Source organism: Halorubrum sp. FL23 (assembly GCF_052439115.2).
GTDB classification, from domain to species: domain Archaea; phylum Halobacteriota; class Halobacteria; order Halobacteriales; family Haloferacaceae; genus Halorubrum; species Halorubrum persicum.
On record NZ_JBQVRO020000002.1, the window covers coordinates 322,108 to 343,576 of the forward strand.

At 69.1% G+C, this 21,469-nt stretch carries 26 protein-coding genes; 16 read left to right on the forward strand and 10 right to left on the reverse strand.

What is annotated here, in order from left to right; all coding sequences use genetic code 11:
- Positions 1-61 precede the first annotated feature (61 nt).
- Positions 62-1,417 carry a putative ATP-dependent zinc protease gene (locus ACT4MF_RS03815; protein ID WP_180271789.1) on the forward strand — a complete coding sequence of 452 codons (1,356 nt, stop codon included), beginning with the start codon at positions 62-64 and terminating at the stop codon, positions 1,415-1,417.
- Between the two features lie 28 nt (positions 1,418-1,445).
- Here the strand turns inward: ACT4MF_RS03815 and ACT4MF_RS03820 are convergent, their stop codons facing one another.
- Complete coding sequence (locus ACT4MF_RS03820) at positions 1,446-2,039, reverse strand: hypothetical protein (protein WP_444681789.1); 594 nt, start codon at positions 2,037-2,039, stop codon at positions 1,446-1,448.
- Positions 2,040-2,171: 132 nt separating this feature from the next.
- Between ACT4MF_RS03820 and ACT4MF_RS03825 the strand changes: the two genes are divergently transcribed.
- Both ACT4MF_RS03825 and ACT4MF_RS03830 read left to right on the forward strand, forming a co-directional pair.
- Positions 2,172-2,897 carry a helix-turn-helix domain-containing protein gene (locus ACT4MF_RS03825; RefSeq protein ID WP_099255590.1) on the forward strand — a complete coding sequence of 242 codons (726 nt, stop codon included), beginning with the start codon at positions 2,172-2,174 and terminating at the stop codon, positions 2,895-2,897.
- Between the two features lie 100 nt (positions 2,898-2,997).
- Positions 2,998-3,201, forward strand: a complete 204-nt coding sequence (locus ACT4MF_RS03830; protein WP_099255591.1) for a hypothetical protein — start codon at positions 2,998-3,000, stop codon at positions 3,199-3,201.
- A gap of 28 nt (positions 3,202-3,229) precedes the next feature.
- Here the strand turns inward: ACT4MF_RS03830 and ACT4MF_RS03835 are convergent, their stop codons facing one another.
- Positions 3,230-3,565: a DUF7113 family protein gene (locus ACT4MF_RS03835; protein ID WP_099255592.1), complete on the reverse strand. Its 336-nt coding sequence runs from the start codon at positions 3,563-3,565 to the stop codon at positions 3,230-3,232.
- A gap of 101 nt (positions 3,566-3,666) precedes the next feature.
- Here ACT4MF_RS03835 and ACT4MF_RS03840 point away from each other — a divergent pair, with 101 nt between their 5' ends.
- Both ACT4MF_RS03840 and ACT4MF_RS03845 read left to right on the forward strand, forming a co-directional pair.
- Positions 3,667-5,562 carry an ATP-binding protein gene (locus tag ACT4MF_RS03840; RefSeq protein WP_444681790.1) on the forward strand — a complete coding sequence of 632 codons (1,896 nt, stop codon included), beginning with the start codon at positions 3,667-3,669 and terminating at the stop codon, positions 5,560-5,562.
- 63 nt (positions 5,563-5,625) lie between these two features.
- Entirely contained in the window at positions 5,626-6,078 is a 453-nt protein-coding gene (locus ACT4MF_RS03845) for a universal stress protein (protein ID WP_099255594.1), read from the forward strand.
- Between the two features lie 14 nt (positions 6,079-6,092).
- Here the strand turns inward: ACT4MF_RS03845 and ACT4MF_RS03850 are convergent, their stop codons facing one another.
- Positions 6,093-6,380 (reverse strand): DUF8072 family protein, encoded by a 288-nt coding sequence (locus ACT4MF_RS03850; RefSeq protein WP_099255595.1) that lies wholly within the window; start codon positions 6,378-6,380, stop codon positions 6,093-6,095.
- A gap of 140 nt (positions 6,381-6,520) precedes the next feature.
- On the opposite strand from ACT4MF_RS03850, the gene ACT4MF_RS03855 reads away from it, so the two are divergent.
- A complete protein-coding gene (locus ACT4MF_RS03855) occupies positions 6,521-7,243 on the forward strand; it encodes a DUF4013 domain-containing protein (RefSeq protein WP_444681791.1) in 723 nt (240 codons plus the stop codon).
- A gap of 47 nt (positions 7,244-7,290) precedes the next feature.
- On the opposite strand, the gene ACT4MF_RS03860 is transcribed toward ACT4MF_RS03855, so the two are convergent.
- From ACT4MF_RS03860 to ACT4MF_RS03875, 4 genes are all read right to left on the reverse strand, one after another.
- Complete coding sequence (locus ACT4MF_RS03860) at positions 7,291-7,767, reverse strand: 50S ribosomal protein L11 (protein WP_099255597.1); 477 nt, start codon at positions 7,765-7,767, stop codon at positions 7,291-7,293.
- A gap of 195 nt (positions 7,768-7,962) precedes the next feature.
- Positions 7,963-9,339 carry an MFS transporter gene (locus ACT4MF_RS03865; RefSeq protein ID WP_444681792.1) on the reverse strand — a complete coding sequence of 459 codons (1,377 nt, stop codon included), beginning with the start codon at positions 9,337-9,339 and terminating at the stop codon, positions 7,963-7,965.
- A 27-nt stretch (positions 9,340-9,366) separates the two neighbouring features.
- Positions 9,367-10,092, reverse strand: coding sequence for a TetR/AcrR family transcriptional regulator (locus ACT4MF_RS03870; RefSeq protein ID WP_099255598.1), 726 nt, complete (start codon positions 10,090-10,092; stop codon positions 9,367-9,369).
- 136 nt (positions 10,093-10,228) lie between these two features.
- Complete coding sequence (locus ACT4MF_RS03875; RefSeq protein ID WP_004046659.1) at positions 10,229-10,423, reverse strand: cold-shock protein; 195 nt, start codon at positions 10,421-10,423, stop codon at positions 10,229-10,231.
- Positions 10,424-10,681: 258 nt separating this feature from the next.
- Here ACT4MF_RS03875 and sdhC point away from each other — a divergent pair, with 258 nt between their 5' ends.
- The 6 genes from sdhC (at position 10,682) to ACT4MF_RS03905 (ending at position 15,430) form a co-directional block, all read left to right on the forward strand.
- Positions 10,682-11,110, forward strand: coding sequence for a succinate dehydrogenase, cytochrome b556 subunit (gene sdhC, locus ACT4MF_RS03880; RefSeq protein ID WP_099255599.1), 429 nt, complete (start codon positions 10,682-10,684; stop codon positions 11,108-11,110).
- Position 11,111: 1 nt separating this feature from the next.
- A complete protein-coding gene (locus ACT4MF_RS03885) occupies positions 11,112-11,486 on the forward strand; it encodes a succinate dehydrogenase/fumarate reductase transmembrane subunit (RefSeq protein WP_099255600.1) in 375 nt (124 codons plus the stop codon).
- Between the two features lie 3 nt (positions 11,487-11,489).
- The gene (locus ACT4MF_RS03890) at positions 11,490-12,380 is read left to right on the forward strand and encodes a succinate dehydrogenase/fumarate reductase iron-sulfur subunit (protein ID WP_099255601.1); all 891 of its coding nucleotides are present in this window, start codon (positions 11,490-11,492) and stop codon (positions 12,378-12,380) included.
- Positions 12,381-12,432: 52 nt separating this feature from the next.
- A complete protein-coding gene (locus ACT4MF_RS03895; protein ID WP_099255602.1) occupies positions 12,433-14,262 on the forward strand; it encodes an FAD-binding protein in 1,830 nt (609 codons plus the stop codon).
- Positions 14,263-14,484: 222 nt separating this feature from the next.
- Positions 14,485-14,712: a helix-turn-helix domain-containing protein gene (locus tag ACT4MF_RS03900; protein ID WP_099255603.1), complete on the forward strand. Its 228-nt coding sequence runs from the start codon at positions 14,485-14,487 to the stop codon at positions 14,710-14,712.
- 82 nt (positions 14,713-14,794) lie between these two features.
- Positions 14,795-15,430 carry a uracil-DNA glycosylase gene (locus ACT4MF_RS03905; RefSeq protein ID WP_099255604.1) on the forward strand — a complete coding sequence of 212 codons (636 nt, stop codon included), beginning with the start codon at positions 14,795-14,797 and terminating at the stop codon, positions 15,428-15,430.
- 44 nt (positions 15,431-15,474) lie between these two features.
- On the opposite strand, the gene ACT4MF_RS03910 is transcribed toward ACT4MF_RS03905, so the two are convergent.
- Entirely contained in the window at positions 15,475-16,668 is a 1,194-nt protein-coding gene (locus ACT4MF_RS03910) for an NAD-binding protein (protein ID WP_099255605.1), read from the reverse strand.
- Positions 16,669-16,801: 133 nt separating this feature from the next.
- On the opposite strand from ACT4MF_RS03910, the gene ACT4MF_RS03915 reads away from it, so the two are divergent.
- The 4 genes from ACT4MF_RS03915 to ACT4MF_RS03930 are packed head-to-tail and all read left to right on the forward strand — an operon-like array spanning position 16,802 to position 20,819.
- Positions 16,802-18,058: a potassium channel family protein gene (locus ACT4MF_RS03915; RefSeq protein WP_099255606.1), complete on the forward strand. Its 1,257-nt coding sequence runs from the start codon at positions 16,802-16,804 to the stop codon at positions 18,056-18,058.
- A gap of 50 nt (positions 18,059-18,108) precedes the next feature.
- Positions 18,109-19,371: a cation:proton antiporter regulatory subunit gene (locus tag ACT4MF_RS03920; RefSeq protein ID WP_444681830.1), complete on the forward strand. Its 1,263-nt coding sequence runs from the start codon at positions 18,109-18,111 to the stop codon at positions 19,369-19,371.
- A 23-nt stretch (positions 19,372-19,394) separates the two neighbouring features.
- On the forward strand, positions 19,395-19,679 hold the full coding sequence (locus ACT4MF_RS03925) for a ubiquitin-like small modifier protein 1 (RefSeq protein WP_444681793.1): 285 nt from the start codon (positions 19,395-19,397) through the stop codon (positions 19,677-19,679).
- A gap of 51 nt (positions 19,680-19,730) precedes the next feature.
- A complete protein-coding gene (locus tag ACT4MF_RS03930; protein WP_444681794.1) occupies positions 19,731-20,819 on the forward strand; it encodes a deoxyhypusine synthase in 1,089 nt (362 codons plus the stop codon).
- A gap of 188 nt (positions 20,820-21,007) precedes the next feature.
- Here ACT4MF_RS03930 and ACT4MF_RS03935 read toward each other — a convergent pair whose 3' ends face one another.
- Positions 21,008-21,184: a 50S ribosomal protein L37e gene (locus ACT4MF_RS03935; protein ID WP_008848129.1), complete on the reverse strand. Its 177-nt coding sequence runs from the start codon at positions 21,182-21,184 to the stop codon at positions 21,008-21,010.
- A complete protein-coding gene (locus ACT4MF_RS03940) occupies positions 21,181-21,423 on the reverse strand; it encodes an LSM domain-containing protein (RefSeq protein WP_444681795.1) in 243 nt (80 codons plus the stop codon). The genes ACT4MF_RS03935 and ACT4MF_RS03940 overlap by 4 nt, the downstream gene beginning before the upstream one ends.
- Positions 21,424-21,469 lie beyond the last annotated feature (46 nt).

Sequence of the window (21,469 nt, forward strand, 5' to 3'; positions counted from 1 at the left end):
GCACTGCACCCCGGACTCACCGATCGGTCGAATTTTTACGGGGGACCGCGCAGATGCTCGCATGAGTTCGGATCCGGTACGGGTGGGAGTGCTGTCGCTACACAACAGCAAGGAAACGAAGGCGATCTGCAACGCCGTCGAGGACCTCGGACACGAGCCCGTCTGGCTCCGCGAGGAGAACGCCGCGATCAGCGTCGACGACGGGGACGTGTCGGTCGAGCCCGCCGTCGACGTGATCGCGAACCGGCTGCTGCTCTCGAACACCGACCAGCCCGCGGAGCTGCTCGGGCTGGCGACCACGTTCGAGCGCATCCGGCCGATGCTCAACGAGCCGAACGCCGTGCTCGCGTCGATCCACAAGTTCGCGACAGCGGCGACGCTCGCCGACTGGAACATCCGCGTGCCGGACGCCCTGCTCGCGCTGTCGAACGACCGGCTGAACGAGGGGCGCGAGCGCTTCGGCGAGGTCGGCGTGTACAAGACCGCCATCGGCACGCACGGCGGCGGGACGTGGAAGGTCGACCTGACGGAGCGCGTGAACCCGAAGGTCGGGAACCGGCAGGCGTTCCTCCAGCGGCTCATCGACCGCGACGACGAGAAGCACCGCGACCTGCGCGTGTACATCGTCGGCGACCAGATCATCGGCTCGATGTACCGCTACGCCCCCGAGGGCGACTGGCGCACCAACGTCGCGCTCGGCGGGGCGGTCGAGGACGCCACCGACGACATGCCCGAGGAGGCCGCCGAGACCGCGCTGTACGCGGCCGACGTGATGGATCTGGACTACGCCGGCGTCGACCTCGTCGAGGGGTACGACGGCTGGTACGTCCTCGAAGTGAACCCGACGGCCGGGTTCAAGGGGCTGTTCGAGGCGACCGGTACGAGCCCGGCCCCGCACATCGCGAAGCTCGCGATCGAGGCGGTCGGCGGCGAGGTCGACGACGACGAGGTCGAGCGCATCTCGGCGACGCTCGACGACTCGCGTCCCTCCTGCGCGCCGATGCCGAAGCCGACGCCCACCGAACAGCCGGTGATCGGCTACATCGAGGAGGTTGTCGTCACCGGCACCTCCGGGTCGGACCAGGCGCTCGCGAAGTCGGACACGGGAGCGACCCGGACCAGCATCGACACCCAGCTCGCCGCCGAGATCGGCGCCGGCCCGATCAAGAGCATGACCCGAGTCAAGTCGGGCAGCATGAAGGGCGGGAAGGCCCGCCCCGTCGTCGACCTCGTCATCGGGATCGGCGGCAACCAGCACACCGTCACCGCCAGCGTCGAGGACCGCGGACACATGGAGTACCCGCTCCTCTTGGGCCGTGACATCCTCACCGACTACCGGGTCGACGTCCGGAAGCGCGCCGACGTGGAGGAGACCGAGCGCGGCGAGGCGGGCGAGATCCTCGAAGAGGAGGAGTAATCGCCCGTTCGCGCCGGCAGCGGCGGGGTCAGGTGAACAGCGCGATGACGAGCGCCACGAACAGCAGCTCGCCGCCGATCAGCACCGCCGCGAACAGCCAGTAGCGGTACGTCCAGAGCCACTCCTTCGACCGCGCCCACGCCGATCCGGGGCGGAGACCGTCGCTATCGCCGGCGGCGGCCCCTGCGTCGTCGACCGCGTCGGGCAGGTACGACTCGTCGAGCCGCCAGCCGTCGCCCTCGTACGTCGCCGGCACTCGGGCGCCGACGACCTCGTCGACGTCGAGCGGCGAGACGCCCGCGGCCTCGAGGAAGGCGAGGAACGCCGTCGACTCCGCCAGCGAGCCGTGGCGGGGGGCGGGGAACCGCTCGGTGTGCGTCGCGTCGCCGTGCGGGGTGCGAAACTCCACGACGACCTCCTCGTCCGCCGACCGCACCCCGGTCACGATCAGCTCGCGCTCCGCGTCATTGAGGTACGCCTCTCGGAGGCGACGCTGTACCTCGTCGTCGACCTCGTCGCCGGGCGGTTCGGGAGCGTCGTCGACCTCGGCGGCGACAGTCGTCGACGCCTGATCGTCCGGAGCCGCCACGTCTCGGCCCCCGCTGGAGGGTCGGTCGGGCATCCGGTCGCCCTTGGCGGCGCGGTGCAATAAGCGCGTGGCCGACGGGGGGTTCTCCTCCCTGCACGCGGACGACGGACGCGGGCGCAGCGCGCTGTCGGAAGCCGTTTGAACGCCCGCGATCACGGGTCACGCATGCGCGAAGTGACGCTGCGGGTCCGCCACCGCGGGGGCCCGGAGTCGGAGGTGAGTGCACGGCACCCGGAGGTGACGCTTCGCTCGGTCTCCTCGATGACGGGGACGGGCGGCGAGCGAAAGCGGATCGTGGAGCTGCGGGGGCCCACGGCCGAGATCGAGTCGTTTCTGACCGAGTTCCGCCGCGCCGATCCCGTGGTGTCGGCGGAGCCGATCTCGCCGGTCGACGGCGGCCACGCGTACGTCATACTCACCGTCAACACCGACGGCTGGGAGGGGATCGGCGAGCGGCTCGCGTCCCTCGGCGTCCACTACCGGATGGGCACGACCATCTCCGGGGGGATCGAGCGCTGGACAGTGTACCTCGACGCCGATGACGACCTCTCGGCGCTGATCCGCGGGATCGAACGCGGCGGAAACGACGTCGAGCTCGCCCGCAACATCGAGCTCTCCGCTCTCGATCGCTCACCGAAACTGCCCGACGCGGGCATCCTCGACGGGCTCACCGACAGGCAGCGCGAGGTGCTCGCGACCGCCATCGCGGTCGGGTACTACGACCACGGGGGCGGCGTCGGCGTCGAAGACGTCGCCACGGAGCTCGGCATCGGGTCGACGACCGCGTGGGAACACCTCTCGCGGGCGGAAGCGACGGTGATGAACGCCCTGTTCGACCGGTTCGAGGAGTGGGGGCTGCTCGGGGAGCGCGGGGCGGACCGCGGTTCCTGAGAGCGCGAGTCGGAACGCGACCCCGGAGCTCCCTCCGATGCGCGCCGGGAGCGCCGCGTTCCGAACAATACTTTTGTACCTCCGGGTTGGAGCGTCTCGTATGAACGAGGGGACCGTGTCGGTGCCGGACGAGCAGTACGAGCGGCTCGCGGCGCTCGCGGCCGCTCGAGGCGTAACTCCAGAGACCCAACTGGCGCGCCTCATCGACGACGCTTACGAGGGGATCGACGCCGACGCCGCCCGCGCCGAGGCCCTCCCGCTCGGGGTGTGCGACGCCGACGACGACGCGGACGACTCCGACTGATCGGCGCCGTCGGCATCGCGAAGCGCGCTCAGGCCGGCTCTTCTTTCGTCACCTCGATCTCGACGGCGTCGGAGTCGACGCCGATTCTGGCGAACTGCGTCCGGACGTGCTCTTCAGCCGCGTCGAGGGCCTGATCGCGGGTGTCGAACCCGCGGGGCATCGGCTCCTCGAAGGCGACCCGGATCTCCTCGCCGTCGACGCGCAGGGCGGACCCGCCGCTCTCGACCTCGTAGAAGGAGTCGCACACCCAGACGTACGGGGCGTCCTCGTCAGGTGCGCCCTTGTAGGCGGGGGGATCCTCACCGCGCTCGAACACCGTGCCGGTGAGATCCGTCCCGCCGCCGCTGCCGCGAACGAGTATCATGTCTCCGGTACGGCCCGGAGACTCAAAAGGGGTCCGTGCGGGCGCTCCCGAACCGGACGACAGGGGGAAACGCTTTCGGCGCGGGAGGTGGTGGGTCCGTCATGACGCTGGAGGATTTCACCGAGTTCGGCGACGACGAGGACGACGGCGGCGGGGGCGCCGACGCTGCCGACCCCGCGGCTGCCGAGCCCGGCGGCACCGAGGGCGGTGGCACCGGACGCGACGGGGTCGACGGCGGCAGAGCGACCGACGGCGCCGGTGCGAACACGGCCGGCGGCGACGCCGCGACCGACGACGCGTTCGCGGCGTATGACGTGGAGGCGACCGGCGAGGACACCGGGCTCGGCGTCGTCTCCGTCTCGCAGGGGCTCCGGGTGGCCGAGGAGGACGACGAGACCACGCTGCGGGCGTTCGTCACGACCGGGAACCGCGAGGCGGTCCGGCTCGGGAAGTACCTCCTGATCCCGTACCCGGACGGCGAGCGGCTGTTCTGTCGGATCACCGGGCTGGAGTACGCCCAGGAGTTCCGGTCGGACGACGCCACCGAGATCCACGCCCGGCGGCAGATGCGCCGCGACGACTTCGCCGAGCGCGACTACAAGTTCATGGCCGAGTTGGAGCCGATGTCGGTCGTGTACGGGACCGGCGACGACATGAAACGCCGGATGACCGATCGGGTGCCGAAGCCCGGCGCGGTCGTCGAGGAGGCCTCCGACGACGCCGAGATCAAGACCGGGCTGAAGATCCCCGAGGACGGCGTCTTCCTCGGGCACCTCTCGGTCGGCGGCGAGAAGGTCCGGACGGCGGCCGAGCCCCCGACCGTCGACTACCGGGTGAAGGACGACTACGCCGACGGCGACCCCCTCGCGTTCCGGCACACCCTCGTCGCCGGCGGGACCGGCTCCGGGAAGACCCACGCCTCGAAGAACGTCCTCCGGCAGTACCTCGACTCGGACCGGACCTACCCGACCGGCGACGGGCGGGAGTCGCGGATGGCCGTCGTTCAGTTCGACCCGCAGGACGAGTACGCGCAGATGCACGACGACAACCCCGACCTCGACGCCGACTTCGCGCGGCGGCTGGATCGGGAGGGGATCGCGCACGGCGGCCACGACGACACCGTCGCGCTGGTGCCGCGGGTCGAAACGGCGACGTATCCGGGCGAGGGGCACCGGGCGGAGCGCGTGGAGTTCACGATCCCCTTCTCGCTGGCGCGGGACATGCCGTGGCTCGTCGCCGGCTCCGGGCTCAACGAGAACCAGTATCCGGCCCTGCTAACGCTTTTGAACCGCTTTTTCGGCGATTACGGGGACGACGGGACGTACAGCCAGTTCCTCTCGTACCTCGACGACCCGGCGCTCAAAGAGGAGCTCGACGAGAGCGGCCGCGTCCACGAGGCGACGTTCGACGCCGTCAAGCGCCGCGTTCGGGGCGTTCCGGGCGGCGTCTTCGACCAGGACGCGAAGCCGATCACGGAGCTCGACCACACCCTCGTCCGGCCCGGCGGGCTCTCCGTGGTTCCCACCTATCACCTCCCGACCTCCCGGCAGAAGGAGATCGTCGTGCTCGCGGTCGCGGGGCTGCTCGTGGACGACAAGCTCTCGAACGACCCCGACAGCGATCGGATCGAGGAGACGCCGCTGCTGGTCGGCATGGACGAGGCGCACAACTTCCTCGCCGACGCCGACACGGTGCAGGCCCGGAAGGTCGTCCAGAAGTTCACGGAGGCGGCCAAGCAGGGCCGCAAGGAGCGGCTCGGCCTCTTCCTGATCACGCAGGATCCGCAGGACGTGGCCGAGTCGGTGTTCAAACAGGTGAACACCAAGATCGTCTTGAACCTCGGCGACGAGGACGCGATCTCCAGCGTGAACATCCCCGCCAACCTCGCCGGGAAGGTGCCGTACATGGAGAAGGGGCAGATGGTCGTCTACTCGCCGGACAACTCCGAGCCGGTGGAGCTGATCGGGCTCTCGGAGTGCGTGACGCGGCACGACTGACCGGATTGTCGCCGCGCCGGAGCCGCCGCCGCCCTTTTTATCCCGAGTGAGAGAAGCGAGAACATGGCCAAGCGCATCCTCGTGGCGGTCGACGGATCGACGGAGGCGACCGAGGCGCTCCAGTTCGCGGCGTCGGAGTGGCCCGACGCCGAGCTGACGGCGCTGCACGTGATCAACCCCGCCGACTCCGCCACGGGCGCGGAGGGAGGGTTCCCGGGCGCCGCTGATCAGTGGTACGAGAGCGCCAAACAGCGCGGCGAGCGGATCTTAACCGAGGTGAGCTCCGCGGTCGACCGATCCGTCGAGACGCGGCTGGAGGTCGGGCGACCGACGGGAACGATCCTCGGCGTGGCCGGCGGAGAGGAGGCCGTCGGCGAGGACGACGGCTCCGGGGAGCCGTTCGATCACATCGTGTTGGCGAGTCAGGGGCGGACCGGGCTCTCCCGGGTCCTGCTCGGGAGCGTCGCGGAAGGCGTGGTCCGCCGCGCCGAGGCCCCCGTCACCGTCGTTCGGTAGGCGGCGGCCGGCGATCACTCCGCCGCGCGCTCCGCCTCGACGACCTCGCCGACGACCGTCCATCCCTCCTCGTCGGGACCGGAGCGCCCGAGCAGTACGGACTCGTGGTCCTCCGAGGTGATCAGTCGGAAGTCGGCGTCGCCGTCCGCGTCGGTGCGGACGCCTTCGCCACGGAACTCCCGCTGGAAGAACTCCGTCGAGGAGAACTCGAAGACGCCCGTCTCGCCGTCGTCGAGGGAGAGCCGGACGGGTCGGGGTTGGACGTTGTGGATGCGCTTGGCGATCGGATTGAGGTCGGGCATATCGGAACGTCCGTGGGGTCGGGGATAAAACCGCCGTGCGCGCTGTCCGCGACCGATCGACCGGATCCACACCGCGTTTCCGGAGTGAGCCGACCGTACGAGGTTAACTCCGCTCGGAGCGTCGATACCTGGGATCACCCATGCTATCAGATTCGGTAAACTACCTCCGCGACAGCGAGGACGCCGTCGTGACGGTCGCAATCGGCGGGCTGCTGCTGCTCGCGAGCCCGCTCCTGATCCCCTCGTTCCTCGTGCTCGGCTACCTCATGCGCGTGATCCGGCGGACGGCTGACGGCGACGACGAACCGCCGGTCTTCGAGGCGTGGGGCGACCTGCTTGTGGATGGTGTGAAGGCGTTCGCGGTCACGTTCGTCTATTCGCTGCTGCCGCTCGCCGTCCTCGCGCTCGCCGCCGTGTTCGGTATCGGCGCGGCCGTCGTCGGATCCGGCGACGGCGCCGGCGGTCTCCTCGGCGGACTGATCGGCGGGCTGTTGGCGCTGCTGCTCGTCGTCGTCGCGCTCGTCGTCTCGCTCGCCGGGACCTACGTGACGCCGGCCGCGCTGGCCGCGGTCGCCGACTCGGGGCGCGTCGGCGACGGCTTCGCGATCGGCACGCTCTGGGGCATCGCCACGAAGCGGACGTACGCCGTCGGATGGCTCACCGCCGTCGCGGTGGTGTTTGTCGGTGCGCTGGCGATCGGCGTGCTCTCGATCGTTCCGATGCTCGGCACGATCGCCGGGCTCTTCGTCCAGTTCTATGCGACCGTCGCCGCCGCTGCGATCATCGGGTGGACGTGGACCGACGTGCGGCCGGTCTCGACCGATACGGCGGAGGTCGAAACCGCGGAACGGCCCGCAGTGTAAACGAACGGTGAGAAACAAGCAGCGGACGAAAAGCCGAGACCGCCGCGTTACGCTTCGAGAACGTCGTCGTAGTCGCCGGCGTCGACGCGGTCGTCGAACGTCCGGGCGTCCTCGCCCTCGATGGTGACGCCGAGGGAGGCGCAGGTGCCGCCGACCTCCTTGGCGGCGTTTTTCACGTCGTACGCGAGCAGGTCGGTCGACTTCTGCTCGGCGACCTTCTTCACCTGTTCGATCGACATGTCGGCGACGAAGTCCTCCTGCGGCTCGCCGGAGCCGGTCTCGAAGCCGGCCTCGTCTTTGATCAGTTCGGCCGTCGGCGGGACGCCGACCTCGATCGTGAAGGAGCCGTCGTCGTCGTACTCGATGGTGACGGGCACTTCCATGCCGTCGAACGCGGCGGTCTCCTCGTTGATCTGCGACACGACGTCCTGAACGTCCACCGGCGTCGGTCCGAGCTCGGGACCGAGCGGCGGACCGGGGTTGGCCTGCCCGCCGGGGACGAGCGCTTCGATAGTTCCAGCCATATCCGTACGAACCCGATGACGACTTTTAACGGTTGTTCTTTCGGGCAGGGGGAGCCAGCGGTTCGCACACTTCCGATATCGGCGTCGGGGCGGCCGTCGCCCGTCCGCGGGCGAACCGAGGGCGGGGATCGGTTACGGCCGCTCGTTCACACGGTGGGTGAACCGAGGCGGCGGCGCGGCTGGAGGAGTGGACGACTACGGATCCGGAGTCGCCGACCCGTCTCCCGACCCCGACTCCCTCGCGGTGCGCCCGGGGAGGAACGTCCCGGTCTCGCGGCGGACGCCGACGAGGAGCACGGCGCCCGCGGCGAGCGGGAGGACGGCGCAGGCGGCGTAGATGGGTGCGAAGCCCACCGCCTCGATCAGCGGCAGCGACACCATCGGACCGAGGCCGCCCCCAACGTCGCCGAGGACGTTGTTCGTCCCCGACGCTCGGCCCATCCGCTCGTCGGGGGTCAGATCCGCGAGCAGCGCCATCATCGGGCCGCTCGTGCCGCCCTGCCCGGCACCGATGAAGACGCAGGCGAGGGCGAGCGAGGCCACCGACCCGGCGCGAGCGAGCAACAGGAATCCGGCGAACGAGACCACGAGGAACGTCAACAGGATCGGGGTCCTGGAGTCGCGGGTGTCCGAGATCCGCCCGCCGACGAACATGAAGCACGCCGCCGAGAGGACCGTCCCGGCCATGAACAGCCCCGACGTTCCCTGCGGAGCGAGCCCCAGCAGGGAGATGTCGTTTGCGCCGAGGAACAGCACGAGCGTGGAGAACAGCGCGCCGATGTACGCGAACATCAGCCCGAAGTTGACCAGCCCGACCGTCAGCGCGGGGACCGCGGTGTCGATGTCCCACGGCCGGATCGACTCTTCCGACCGGTCGCTCGTGACGTGCGTCTCCGGGACGTAGCGGTAGGCGACGACGCTGGCCGTCAGCGCGAACGCGGCGGCGACGGCGAAGGCCGCGACGTTGCCGGCGACCGCGGAGACGACGCCGCCGAGCACGAGGCCGGCCGGGAATCCCATCGTGATGCCGCCGCGGACGACGCCCATGTTCGTCCCCCGCGAGCCGCTGTCCGAGAGGTCGGCGGCGATGGTGTACGCGGTCGCGAACACCGCGGCGGAGCCGACCCCCCAGAGGACCCGCGCGATCAAGAACCACGTCTCGGGGGCGACGACGGCCGCCACCGCAGCGAACCATCCCTCCGGGCCGACCGTCACCGGACCGGCCGCGAGCGCCGGCAGCGACGCCGCGAGCGGTCGAAGCGACTCGGCCGGCGGCATCACGAGCGCGGCGACGTAGCCGAGGGTCGCGACGCCCTCGACGAACAGGCCGAGTACGAACGGCGTTCTCGTCCCGTACCGGTCCACGAGGGCGCCGGCCGGCGCGTTGGCGACGAGCCGCACCCACCGGTTCGCGGAGAGGATCACGCCGACCATGAACGCCGAGATGCCGAGCACCGCGCCGAGGTTGGGCAGGATTGGGAAGACGACGCCGCCGCCGAAGCCGACGAAGAAGGTGCTGGCGATCACCGCGAGCAGCACGGTCGGCGGCCGATCGATCCTGAGCAGCCCCACGTCAGTCGCCTCGTTTCGGGGCGCCGGTCATTCGCTCCCGCTCTCGTCGACGGGCGCCATCGCCGCGATGCCCGCCTCGAGCGACGGCAGTTCCGCGCCCTCTGCGAGGAGCGGCTCGACGATTCGTCGGAGGGTCGCTTCCGCGACCGCTCGCGTGTAGGTCGGCTCGGGGCCGGAGCCCTCCGGGTCCCCGCCGTCCCCCTCCGACCCGTCACCGTCGACCGCGTCCGCGCCCCGACTGAGCGTGATCTGTCGCGTCCGCGCCCCGTCGAGGGTCGCGACCAGCAGCGCCGCGGTCTCCCCGACGTCGACGTCGCGGAAGACCCCTTCTTCGATCCCCGATTCGAGAATGTCGACGACGGTCCCCCGGAGCAGGTCGTCGCTCCGGGCGAGCTGGTTCCGGATCGGCTCGTTGAACGGCCCCTGCGTGCGGAGTTCGAGAAGCGCGATGTGGAACGCCTCGCGATCGACGGCTCCGGAATCGAAGACGAACCAGCCGATGAACCCCACGAGGCGCTCGGCGGGGGGGTCGTCCGCGTGAGCCGCGATGCGGTTCTCGGAGTCGGTGATGACGCGGTCGAGAAAGGCGACGAGCAGGTCCTCCTTGGTGTCGTAGTGGTAGTGGAGCAGCGACTTGCTCTTCGAGCACTCGTCGGCGATGTCCTGCATCGTCAGGCCGGCGTAGCCGTGGGCGCGGAGCGCGTGGTAAACCCCGTCCATGATCTCGTCGGCCGCGCCCGGCTGGTCGCTCATTGACTGACCAGTCAGTCAGCGATCAGTAAATCCTTGTCGATCGAGGAACCCGCCGGCCGCTACGCCGGACGGAGCAGCGGCTCAGCGGTGTAGAACAGTCGAAAAGCCGATACTCCCGTGAACGTCGTCGCCGGAGTTACAGGCGGGTGACGTTCGTCGCGCGCGGACCCTTGTCCGCTTCCTCGATGTCGAACTCGACTTCCTGACCCTCTTCGAGGTCCGGGCCGCCGACGTCCTCCATGTGGAAGAACACGTCCTCGTCCGCGTCGTCAGTCTCGATAAATCCGTAGCCGCCAGTGTCGTTGAAGAAGTCAACTTCGCCTTTCGCCATTGCATCCGTACTCGAGGGCGGACCGCATAAAAGGCTTCCGCGAGCGAGACGGACATGCCATCGTTCGACACACCGTCGGGGTGTTGTGAGCTGCGTCTAGGGGGCCAGGTTCCACTCGTACGGGGTCGCGTGCCCACGCCGGACAGAGTCGCGTGCCACACGCCGGACAGAACGACCCCGGATGCGGGAGGGGGATCTGTCGGGGTGGATCCCGCCGTGTTAGTAACTACTATACGACCGCGGTTGAAACCGGTAGGTATGAGTCAGTCGTACAATCGAGGCCTCATCGAGGACTTCAGCCGCTGGCGGGAGTTCCAAGCGGGGATGTGGGCCTGGATCTTCCATAAGTTCACGGGGTGGGTGCTCATCGGCTATCTGTTCACTCACATCGCTGTGTTGAGTACCGCGATCCCGGCAGCCAACGGCGCGACGATGATGTTCCAGGGCTCGGAAACCGACGTGTTCACGGGGACGATCGTCAGCCTCGAAGGGTTGCTGCTGGTTCGCATCTTGGAGGTCGGCCTGCTCGCGGTCGCCGTCTTCCACATGCTCAACGGCACCCGGCTCCTCCTCGTCGACCTCGGAGTCGGGCTGGAGGCACAGGACAAGAGCTTCTACGCGTCGCTGATCCTGACCGGAGCGATCACCGTCGCGTCCGTTCCGACCTTCATCGCGGGGGCGTTCTGAGATGGCTGAGCGCTACTCCTCGTTCAACTCCGGCGGTCGGATGTGGCTGATCCAGCGCGTCACGGCGGCGTTCCTGCTGGTCGTGCTGGCGTTCCACTTCTTCCTGCTCCACTTCGTCCACCACGCCGACGAGGTCACGCTCGCGGCGAGCTCGGCGCGGATGGAGCAGCTGAGCTACTACTCGCTGATGGTGCTGTTCCTCGTGACCGCGACGTTCCACGGGGTCAACGGCGTGTACAACGCTCTCGTCAACCAGGGGCTCACCGGTACCAAGCGCACGGTCGTCAAGTGGTCGCTCGTGGCCGCGAGCGTCGTGCTGCTGTTCCAGGGGATTCGGACGGCGAACGCGTGGGCGGGCGGCTTCCCACTGCTCTGAACTATGAGTACACAGACACCGACACAGACGGAGGAATCGAGCGAGACCGACGCCGAGGCGGACGTTCCCTCGAAGGGCGACGAGCGCCGCGACGAGAAGCGGCGACGCGCCGCCGAGGAGCGGGCGCGCCGACAGGCCGAAGAGGCCGAGAAGGCCGCCGCCGACGAGGAGACGATCGAGCTGAAGGTGTTCCGGTACGACCCCGAGATCGAGGGGAAACAGGAGCCCCGATTCGACACGTTCCACGTCCCGTTCACGAAGGGGATGACCGTCCTCGACGCCCTGATGTACTCGCGGGACACGTACGACTCCTCGCTCACGTTCCGACACTCCTGCCGGCAGGCGGTTTGCGGCTCCGACGCGATGTTCGTCAACGGCGGCCAGAAGCTGGCGTGTAAGACCCAGATCTCGGACCTCGAAGAGCCGATCCGAGTCGAGCCGCTCCCGCACGCGGACGTTCGGAAGGACCTCGTCGTCGACTTGGAGCACTTCTACGACCAGATGGAGGCCGTCGAGCCGTACTTCCAGACGAACGAATACCCCGACGGCGAGCTGGAGGAGCAGCGGCAGACGCGGGAGAACCGCGAGAAGATCAAGATGTCGACCCGGTGTATCTGGTGTAGCGCGTGTATGTCCTCGTGCAACATCGCCGCCGGCGACAACGAGTACCTCGGCCCCGCCGCGATCAACAAGGCCTACCGGTTCGCGATGGACGAGCGCGAGGGCGAGGACATCAAACAGCAGCGGCTGGAGATCATCGAACAGGAGCACGGCGTCTGGCGGTGCCAGACCCAGTTCTCCTGTACCGAGGTGTGCCCGAAGGATATCCCCCTCACCGAGCACATCCAGGAGCTGAAGCGCGAAGCGGTCAAGAACAACCTGAAGTTCTGGTGAGCACGGTGGACACGCTCAAGTCACTCCGAACCTAACGAGAGATCATACAACAATGCACGAACACGACGTTATCGTTGTCGGCGCCGGGGGGGCGGGACTCCGGGCGGCGATCGCGGCACAGGAAGCGGGAGCCGACGTGGCCATCGTCTCGAAACTCCACCCGGTCCGATCGCACACCGGTGCGGCAGAGGGCGGCATCAACGCGGCGCTGCGCGACGCCGACTCCTGGGAGGACCACGCCTACGACACGATGAAGGGGTCCGACTACCTCGGGGACGCCCCGGCGGTCGAGGCCCTCTGTCAGGAGAGCCCCGAAGAAGTCATCCAGCTCGAACACTGGGGTATGCCCTTCTCCCGCGAGGAGGACGGACGCGTCTCCCAGCGACCGTTCGGCGGCCTCTCCTTCCCCCGGACGACGTACGCCGGCGCGGAGACCGGCCACCAGATGCTCCACACGATGTACGAGCAGGTGGTCAAACGGGGGATCACGGTGTACGACGAGTGGCACGTGATGGACCTCGCCGTCACCGACGAGGAGGACCCGGCGGAGCGGACCTGCCACGGCGTCGTCGCGTACGACATCCAGAGCGGCGAGATCAGCGGGTTCCGCGCCGAGAACGGCGTCATCCTCGCGACCGGCGGGATGGGACAGGTGTTCGATCACACCACGAACGCGGTCGCGAACACCGGCGACGGCGTCGCCATGGCGTACCGCGCGGGCGTCCCGATGGAGGATATGGAGTTCATCCAGTTCCACCCGACGACGCTGCCGTCGACGGGCGTCCTCATCTCTGAGGGGGTCCGCGGCGAGGGGGGTATCCTCTACAACGAGGACGGCGAGCGGTTCATGTTCGAGCACGGCTACGCGAACAACGACGGCGAGCTCGCCTCCCGGGACGTGGTCTCGCGCGCCGAGCTGACCGAGGTCAACGAGGGTCGCGGTATCGAGGACGAGTACGTCCACCTCGACATGCGACACCTCGGCGAGGAGCGCATTCTCGACCGACTGGAGAACATTCTCCACCTCGCGGAGGACTTCGAGGGCGCCGACGGGCTCACGGAGCCGATGCCGGTCAAGCCCGGCCAACACTACGCGATGGGCGGCATCGAGACGAACGAGTTCGGGGAGACCGTCATCGGCGGCCTCTACGCCGCCGGCGAGTGCGCCTGCGCGTCGGTCCACGGCGCGAACCGCCTCGGCGGCAACGCCCTCCCCGAACTCATCGTCTTCGGCAAGCGCGCCGGGCGCCACGCCGCCGGCGAGGAGATGGGCGAGGCCGAGGTCACGACCGGCAAGCAGGGCGACTGGGAGCCGGCCGACTACGAGTTCGAGATCGAGGTCGGCGAGGTCGGCGGACAGGGTCCCGCCGCGGCCGACGGCGGCGCGGTGGCGACCGACCCCGACGGCGTCCTCGAAGCCGAGGTCGAGCGCGCCAAGTCCCGCGTCGAGGAACTGCTCTCGCGGAAGGGACGCAACCACGCCGAGATCCGCTCGAAGGTCCAGGAGACGATGACCGCGAACGTCAACGTGTTCCGCGAGGAGGGCCGGCTCGCCGAGACGCTCGGCGACCTCCGCGAGGCCCGCGAGGCGTACAAAGACGTCGCCGTCTCGGACCCGTCCCGGACGTTCAACACCGACCTCATCCACACGATGGAGACCCGGAACATCCTCGACATCGCCGAGGCGCTCACGATGGGCGCCCTCGCGCGCGAGGAGTTCCGCGGCGCCCACTGGCGGAAGGAACACCAGGAGCGGAAAGACGAGAACTGGCTGAAACACACCCTCATCTCGTGGAACGACGGCGAACCCGAACTCTGGTACAAGCCGACGATCCTCGAAGGTGAGAACAAGACCTACGAGCCGAAGAACCGGTCGTACTGAACGCCGGCACAGCCACGATCGATCCGGATCGTTCACGGTTTCCTATCCGTCGTCGGTCGAAATCCGGCCGACGATCGCGGCCGTCGATGCGTTCTGCGCCGACAGTTCCGACCGCGTTCCGACGCGCTTTGGGCGTTTTTGCTCCGTTTCAGCCGGTCTCTGTGATTTCGACGATCGTTGAATAGGGGATTTATTATCGTCGAACCCAATGCATCGGACAAGATGTTAGAGACACAGACCGCACCCGCCGCGGCGCCGGCGCTTCCGCCGGAGCTGCAGTCTCCCCGGGCGAAGCTCGTCTACCTGTATCTGACGACGAACGGCGACGCCACCGTCTCGGAGATGGGCGAGTCGCTGGGGATGAAGAAGCTCTCGCTGTACAGTATTCTGAAGACCCTCCGGAAGGAGGATATGGTCGACTGCGACGGCGACACCTACGCGCTGAACTGACGGAAACGGTCGTTCTTCTCGGGGCTCGACGCTTCGATCCCGCCAGCGGAGCGTTTACCAGCCCGCGGGACGCAGTGAGGCCGTGGACGCGAACCAGAAAGAGCTCCGGAACCCGTTCGGGATGGACACCGACTGCGAGAACTGTCCCGAGCTGTGCGGCCCCCGCGATCGCGTCGTGCACGGCTACGGCGACGTGGGCGGGGAGTTCCTCGTCGTCGGCGCGCGACCGAACGCGCCCGCCGAGGCCAACGGTATCCCCTTCACCGGTGCGGGCGCCGGCGAGCGGATACAGTCGATCTTCGCCGACCTCGGGTTCGTCCGGTCGGCGCCGGACGCGTCGGAGCCGGACGTACAGAACGCCTTCTTCACGAACCTGACGCGGTGTCGGCACCCCGAGCGCGAGCCGACCGACAGCGAGGTCGAGACCTGCGAGCCGTTCCTCAACGCGGAGATCCGGATGATAAACCCGCAGATCATCGTCCCCGTCGGCGAGCGACCGCTCCGCGAGCTGGCGGTCGAGTACACCACGCGGCGCCCGGATTCCTTCGACATCGACACCGAGCACGCCACGACGATCCGGGGACGGGGCTTCGAACTGGTGCCGATGAAGGAGCCGGCGGCGATGACTGACGACGAGGCGGACGCGTTCCGGACGCATATGCGCGAGAACGTGCTGAGTCGGGATTACCGACAGACGAAGGGGCGGCAGAGTCGCTGAAGGCGCTCGTACGACCGAACGTCGGGCGGCCAGAGCCCCCGCGATCAGTCGTCGTCGAGCTCTTCCACGTCGTCGATCGCGTCGCCGAGGAGGTCGGTCGTCGCGTCGGCGCTGTCCGCGCCGAAGGCGCAGTCGATGAGGATGTGGCCGCCGAGCGTCGTGGGCGAGATCACCTGGTCCGCGCCGGCTCGGCGGAGCTTGTTGATGTTCTCCCGCTGGGTCACCGCCGCGACGATCCGCACGTCGGGATTGAGCTGTCTGGCGGTGAGGATCGCCAGGGCGTCGCGCGCGTCGTCCTCGGTCGCGACGACAACCGCGCGGGCGCCCTCGAGGTTGACGCGTTCGAGCGGCTCGACGTCGCTCGGGTCGCCGGTGAGCACCGGAACGTCGTGGTCCGCGAGCCGCTGGGCGGCGGTCTGGTGGGTCGTCACGACGGCGTACTCGGTGCCGTCGCGGGCGTCGAGTTCTTCGAGAATCGGTTCGGTCAGGTCCCCGTACCCGAGCACGAGGACGTGGTTGTCGAGGAGGTCGATCTGTTTGTCAGTCATTTTTCCGAGCGCCTTGGAGAGTTGCGCCTCGATGGCGGGCGTGAGGAGGACACCGAGCGCCACCGCGAACGCGGCGACGTTCATCACGAGCGAGGAGAGCACGAACAGCTGCGCGATGTCGGAGGCGGGACCGCTCGCCGGGTGAACGTCGCCGTATCCGACGGTCGAGGCGGTGACGACCGTGAAGTAGAACGCGTCGACGATCGTCTCGACCCCCTCGAACTGGTCGCTGAGCGCGTAGGTCCCGACCGTTCCGTACGAGATCGCCGTCACGAGCGCCGCGCCGGCCGCGAGTTGGGTCGGCGACGGCGAGAAGTGCCTGTCGAACCGGCGCCGGTTGTACATCAGCGCCGGCATCGAGACGACCGACAGCGCCACTAAGGGGAACGACAACACCGACGCCTGCATCAGCCCCTGAAGCGCGGTCAACGGGAGCAGAACGGCCGTGGAGTACCAGCCGACGCGGTAGCCGTTCCGCAGCGCAAACCCGCTCCCGAACATCGCGAAGCCGGTGATCGTCCCGGTGAACCCGACGGTCTGTCGGACGACCTCCGGGACGTGCGGGGAGAGCGGACCGTCGACACCGAGCCCGCCGATCTGAGCGAGGCCGGCGAGGATCGACAGCACCGCGACCGCGAACGTCAACAGAATGGACGCCCGGACGGTCACCCAATCACGGGTCAGCTCCATGGTGGCTCGTCGCCGACGCCGAACTTAAACCCCGCGAGCCGGAACGAGCCCGTTCTGCGTGGGAACGGGAGCCTCGGTCGGTCACCCCGCAAGTGGCGACACACGTTTAACCCCGCCGCCGGTTGAGGGGCGTATGTCACTTCCCGTCGAGATCGTCTTCGGGATCTACCTCGGCATCATCACGGGGATCGTCCCGGCGCTGGTCGCCGGGGTGCTCGGGTTCGTTTTTAAGTACGTCACCGACGTGACGATTCCCGGGCTCGGGGTCGTCGTGTTGTCGCTCGCGATCGCCGGCATCAACGGCGGGCTGCTGGCGCTCAACGACCAGACCATCCGATCGTCGGAGCGTGCCCCGGCGATTCTCACGGCGATCGTCGTCGTGTTGATGATCTCGCTGTACGCCCACGCACAGGGGGACCGGTTGGGCGCCAGCGTCCCCAAGCGGATCTCGCTCAAACAGCTCCGCGACCGGACGCTCTCGACCGACGTGATCGAACTCGTCGGCGGTCGAGGACGGGTCTCCGTCGAGGTGTCCGGGGAGGTCAGCGACATGGAGGGGTATCCGCCGCTGCCGGCCGAGACGCGCCAGGCGATCCTCGACGGCGACTGGACCTTCCCGGCGGACCTCCCGCTCGGTGAGCTCGAAGCCCGATTCGCGGAGCGGCTGCAGACCGAGCTCGACCTCTCCGACGTGGCGGTCCGGATCGACGAGCAGGCGCGCGCGACGGTGGCGGCCGCGCCGCCGACCGGAGCGCTCTCGAAGCGGGTGCCGGCCGGCAAGCGCGCGGTGTCAGTATCGGCGCTCGTGCCGACCGGGATCGCCCGCGGTGACGTGGTCCGCGTGATCACCCCGGACCGTGTCGTCGAAGGGGCCGTGCTCGCTGCCCGATCGAGTGGCAAGCCGGAACCGGGAGTGGCCGCCGAGCCGGCGGGCGGCGACGATCCGACGCCGGACGACGACCTCCGGACCGACGGCGGCGAGGCGGCGGTCCCCTCTCCCCCGGCGGCGACCGCGCCCACGACGACCGGCGGCGAGGGACGGGTGACGGTCGCCGTCGACCGGTCCGAAGCGACGGCGCTCCTAGGTGTGGACCGGGGGCGCGTGCTGGTGCTGTCGCGAGGGACCCGCCGGGAGTACGAACTCACGGCGCTGCTGCGCCGGACCGGCAAGCGGTTCCGGAAGGTCTCGGTCGTCGCCGGCGGACCGTTGGACGGCCACACCATCGGCGAGGCCGAGGTCCGCGAGGCGTACGACGTGGCGGTCCTCGCGGCGCGTCACGACTCGTGGACGATCGCGCCGAGCGGGTCGCAGCCGCTGTCGGCGGGCGACGAGCTGTTCGTCGTCGGGAGCCGCGACGCGATAGACCGGTTCGCAGAGGTGGCCGCGTGACGCCCGCGGTCGCCGCGGCCGTCGGCGCGGACCCCGCGAGCGTCGGCGCCATCGCCGCAACCGCCGCCGACGTCGGCTTCGCGCGGCCGCGGCAGGCGGCAGTCACCCTCGTCACGTTCGTGGTCGTCGCCGTGCTCGTCGCGGCGACCGCGGCGCTCGCCTACCGCTGGTACTTCCGTACGGAGATCCCCGAAGGGGTGACCAGTCTGCTGGGGATCTCGGTCGTGGCGCTGTACCTCAACACGACCTCGTTGGGGTCGGTCGCGGTCGGGGATAACCCGGCGCTGCTCGCGCCCGAGAGCGTGTTCTTCAACCTCGTCTCGCTCGGCGTCGCGGCGGTGATGGCGCCCGTCGGTCGGTACGTCGGCGACCGGCTCGCGGTCGACGTGTTCGCGCTCTCCGGCGCCAAACAGCTCGAAGGCGAGCTGAGCGGCGTCGTGCGCGCGGTCGGCCGGTTCACGGCGGTGACGCTCCCGGCGGCCGACGCGATCGCGGACATGGACACGTACGACCCCGTCTCGCCGGAGAAGAAGGCGGAACTCGCGGAGACGACCCTGCTCTTCCCGCGGAAGCTTTCGACCGAGGAGCTCCGCGATCGGCTCGTCGCTCGGCTCAAAGAGGAGTACGGCGTCGGCTACGTCGACGTCGACCTCGACGCCGACGGGACGGTCGAGTACTTCGCGGTCGGCTCCCGCGCCGCCGGACTCGGCCCGACGCTCGCGCCGGGATCGGTCGCGATCGCGGTGGCAGCGGACCCGCCGAACACCGCCACCGTCGGCGACACGGTCCAGCTGTGGCGGGACGAGCCGGAGCCGAAGCGCGTCGCGACCGGAGAGCTGCGGGGGGTCGCCGACGACGCCGTCACCGTCGCGCTCGACGAGTCGGACGCCGAGCGGCTAACCGACGAGGAGGGGTACCGGCTGGTGACGCTCCCGGCGGAGCCGCACGCGGACCGCGAGTTCGCCTCCCTGCTGCGGAACGCGGACGAGACGATGGCGTCCGTCACCGTCGAGGCGGGGAGCGATCTCGAGGGGAGCACCGTCGGCGAGGTGGGAGCGGTCGTCGCCGCGATCCGCCCGGAGGGAGGCTCCGTCCAGCCGATCCCGCGACGCGCGTACGCGCTCGGCGCCGGCGACCTCGTGTACCTCGTCGGCCGTCCGGACGCGATCCGTCGGATCGAGGCGGCCGCCGCGGCGGGAGCCGGGGCGGTCCCGACGGACGGGGGCACCGAACCCGGTCGTTCGGCCGACGAGGAGACGGACGACGAGGAGACGGACCGCCCTGACGATGCCGACCGGGCGCAACGCTCTTGAGCCGCCCGCGCGGGGATCCACGTATGCAGTGGAAGCTGTTCGCCGACCTCGCGGAGATCGCCGGCGGACGCGAGATCAGCGTGGCGGCGGAGCCGGGCGACACGGTCGGGGACGCGCTCGACGCGCTGTTGGAAGCGCACCCGGACCTCCGCGATCGAGTGCTCGACGACGGCGAGGTCGCCGAGCACATCAACGTGCTTCGGAACGGCCAGAACGTCCGTCACGGCGACGGGATGGACGCGCCCCTCGAAGCGGGCGACGAGCTGGCGCTGTTCCCCCCGGTGAGCGGGGGTGAGGTCGGGCGGTAGCGCGGTCGACGGATCGGTCGTTTCAAACGGTCGCGCGCCGCACCTCTCGCTATGAGCGACAGCGACGACGGACGCACATCCGACGCCGACCACGACACGGACGACGCCGGAGGCGACCCACCCCGCGAGGAGTTCCACGAGGACCCGGTCGGCCACACCCGTGCGACCGCCGACATGACCGTCGGACAGTTAGTCGAGGGGTACGGCGACGCGGGGATCGGCGCGGCCTCGGTCAACGAGGCGGGCGACGTACTCGCGGAGATGTGGGCGAACGACGACTGCACCGTGTTCCTCTCGCTGGCGGGCGCGATGGTGCCCGCCGGAATGCGCCGGATCGTCTCCGACCTCATCCGCGACGGCTACGTCGACGCCGTGGTGACGACGGGGGCGAACCTGACCCACGACGCCATCGAGGCCATCGGCGGGAAACACCACCACGGGCGGACCCACGACCCGGAGAAGAGCCTCCGCGAGCACGACGAGGGGCTCCGCGACGAGGGCGTCGATCGCATCTACAACGTCTACCTTCCACAGGAGCATTTCGCCGCCTTCGAGGGGCACCTGCGCGAGGAGGTGTTCCCGGCGCTGGAGGCTGACCCGGACGACGGCGAGCGCGGAGCGGGCACCGGCGCCGTCGGCATCGCCGACCTCACGCGCGAGCTCGGCCGCGCGAACGCCGCGGTCAACGAGCGCGACGACGTGGCCGAGGACCCCGGCGTCGCCGCCGCGGCCTACGAGTGTGACGTCCCCATCTACTGCCCCGCCGTGCAGGACTCCGTGCTCGGGTTACAGGCGTGGATGTACGCCCAGACCGCCGACTTCACGCTCGACGCCCTCGACGACATGACGGCGCTGACCGACCTCGCGTTCGAGGCCGACGACGCCGGCTGTCTGCTCGTCGGCGGCGGCGTTCCGAAGAACTTCACGCTCCAGACGATGCTCGTCACGCCGCGCGCCTACGACTACGCGGTCCAGATCACGATGGATCCGGAGGCAACCGGCGGGCTCTCCGGAGCGACCTTAGAGGAGGCTCGATCGTGGGGGAAGTTAGAGAAGGACGCGCGGAACGCCTCGGTGTACGGCGACGCGACCGTCATGCTGCCGATGCTCGTCGCCGCCGCCCGCGAGCGCGTGGAGTAGCGCTCGCGGGATGCGTACCGATGATCGACGGGCTGTTCCGGAACCCGCCGCAGCCGGGCGATCGGAGCCGCTCGCGGTAGTCGCCGGCTCCCAACGGTCTCGTCGGGGACGAAAAGTGACTCCGAACTGTTCGGAACGGCGCGACCGCTAAAGGAGTGAAAACGAAGCGTCGAAAGAGAGCGCGGTCGTCAGTTGTCGCCGGACTTCGACTGCCAGGCGTAGTCGCGACGGGACGGCGAGTCGCCGAAGCCGCACGAGGAGCAGCGCTCCTTTTTGACGTGGTAGGATTTCTCGCCGCAGCGGCGGCACTTCACGTGAACCGTCTTGTTCTTTTTCCCCTGAGAGGGCGTTCCGGAGCCGGTCATGCTTTGATGGTGACGACGTTATCGCCGCGTATAATCGTTGTGTCTTCGATTGCGACCGCGAACTCGCCGTCGAGGTCGCCGTCGACGCGGTCGCCCACGTCCGACTCTGGCTCGATGACCACGTTCATGTGCTGGTCGTACCCGGCGAGGACGCCGTAGTATGTCGTCCCGTCCTTCAGGTGAACCGTCACCGGCTCCTCGAGCGACGCTTCGAGCACGTCGAGGGGTCGTCCACTCATTGTCCGTATCGCCGCCCGTCGCGGTAATAAAAATACCGGGACGCGA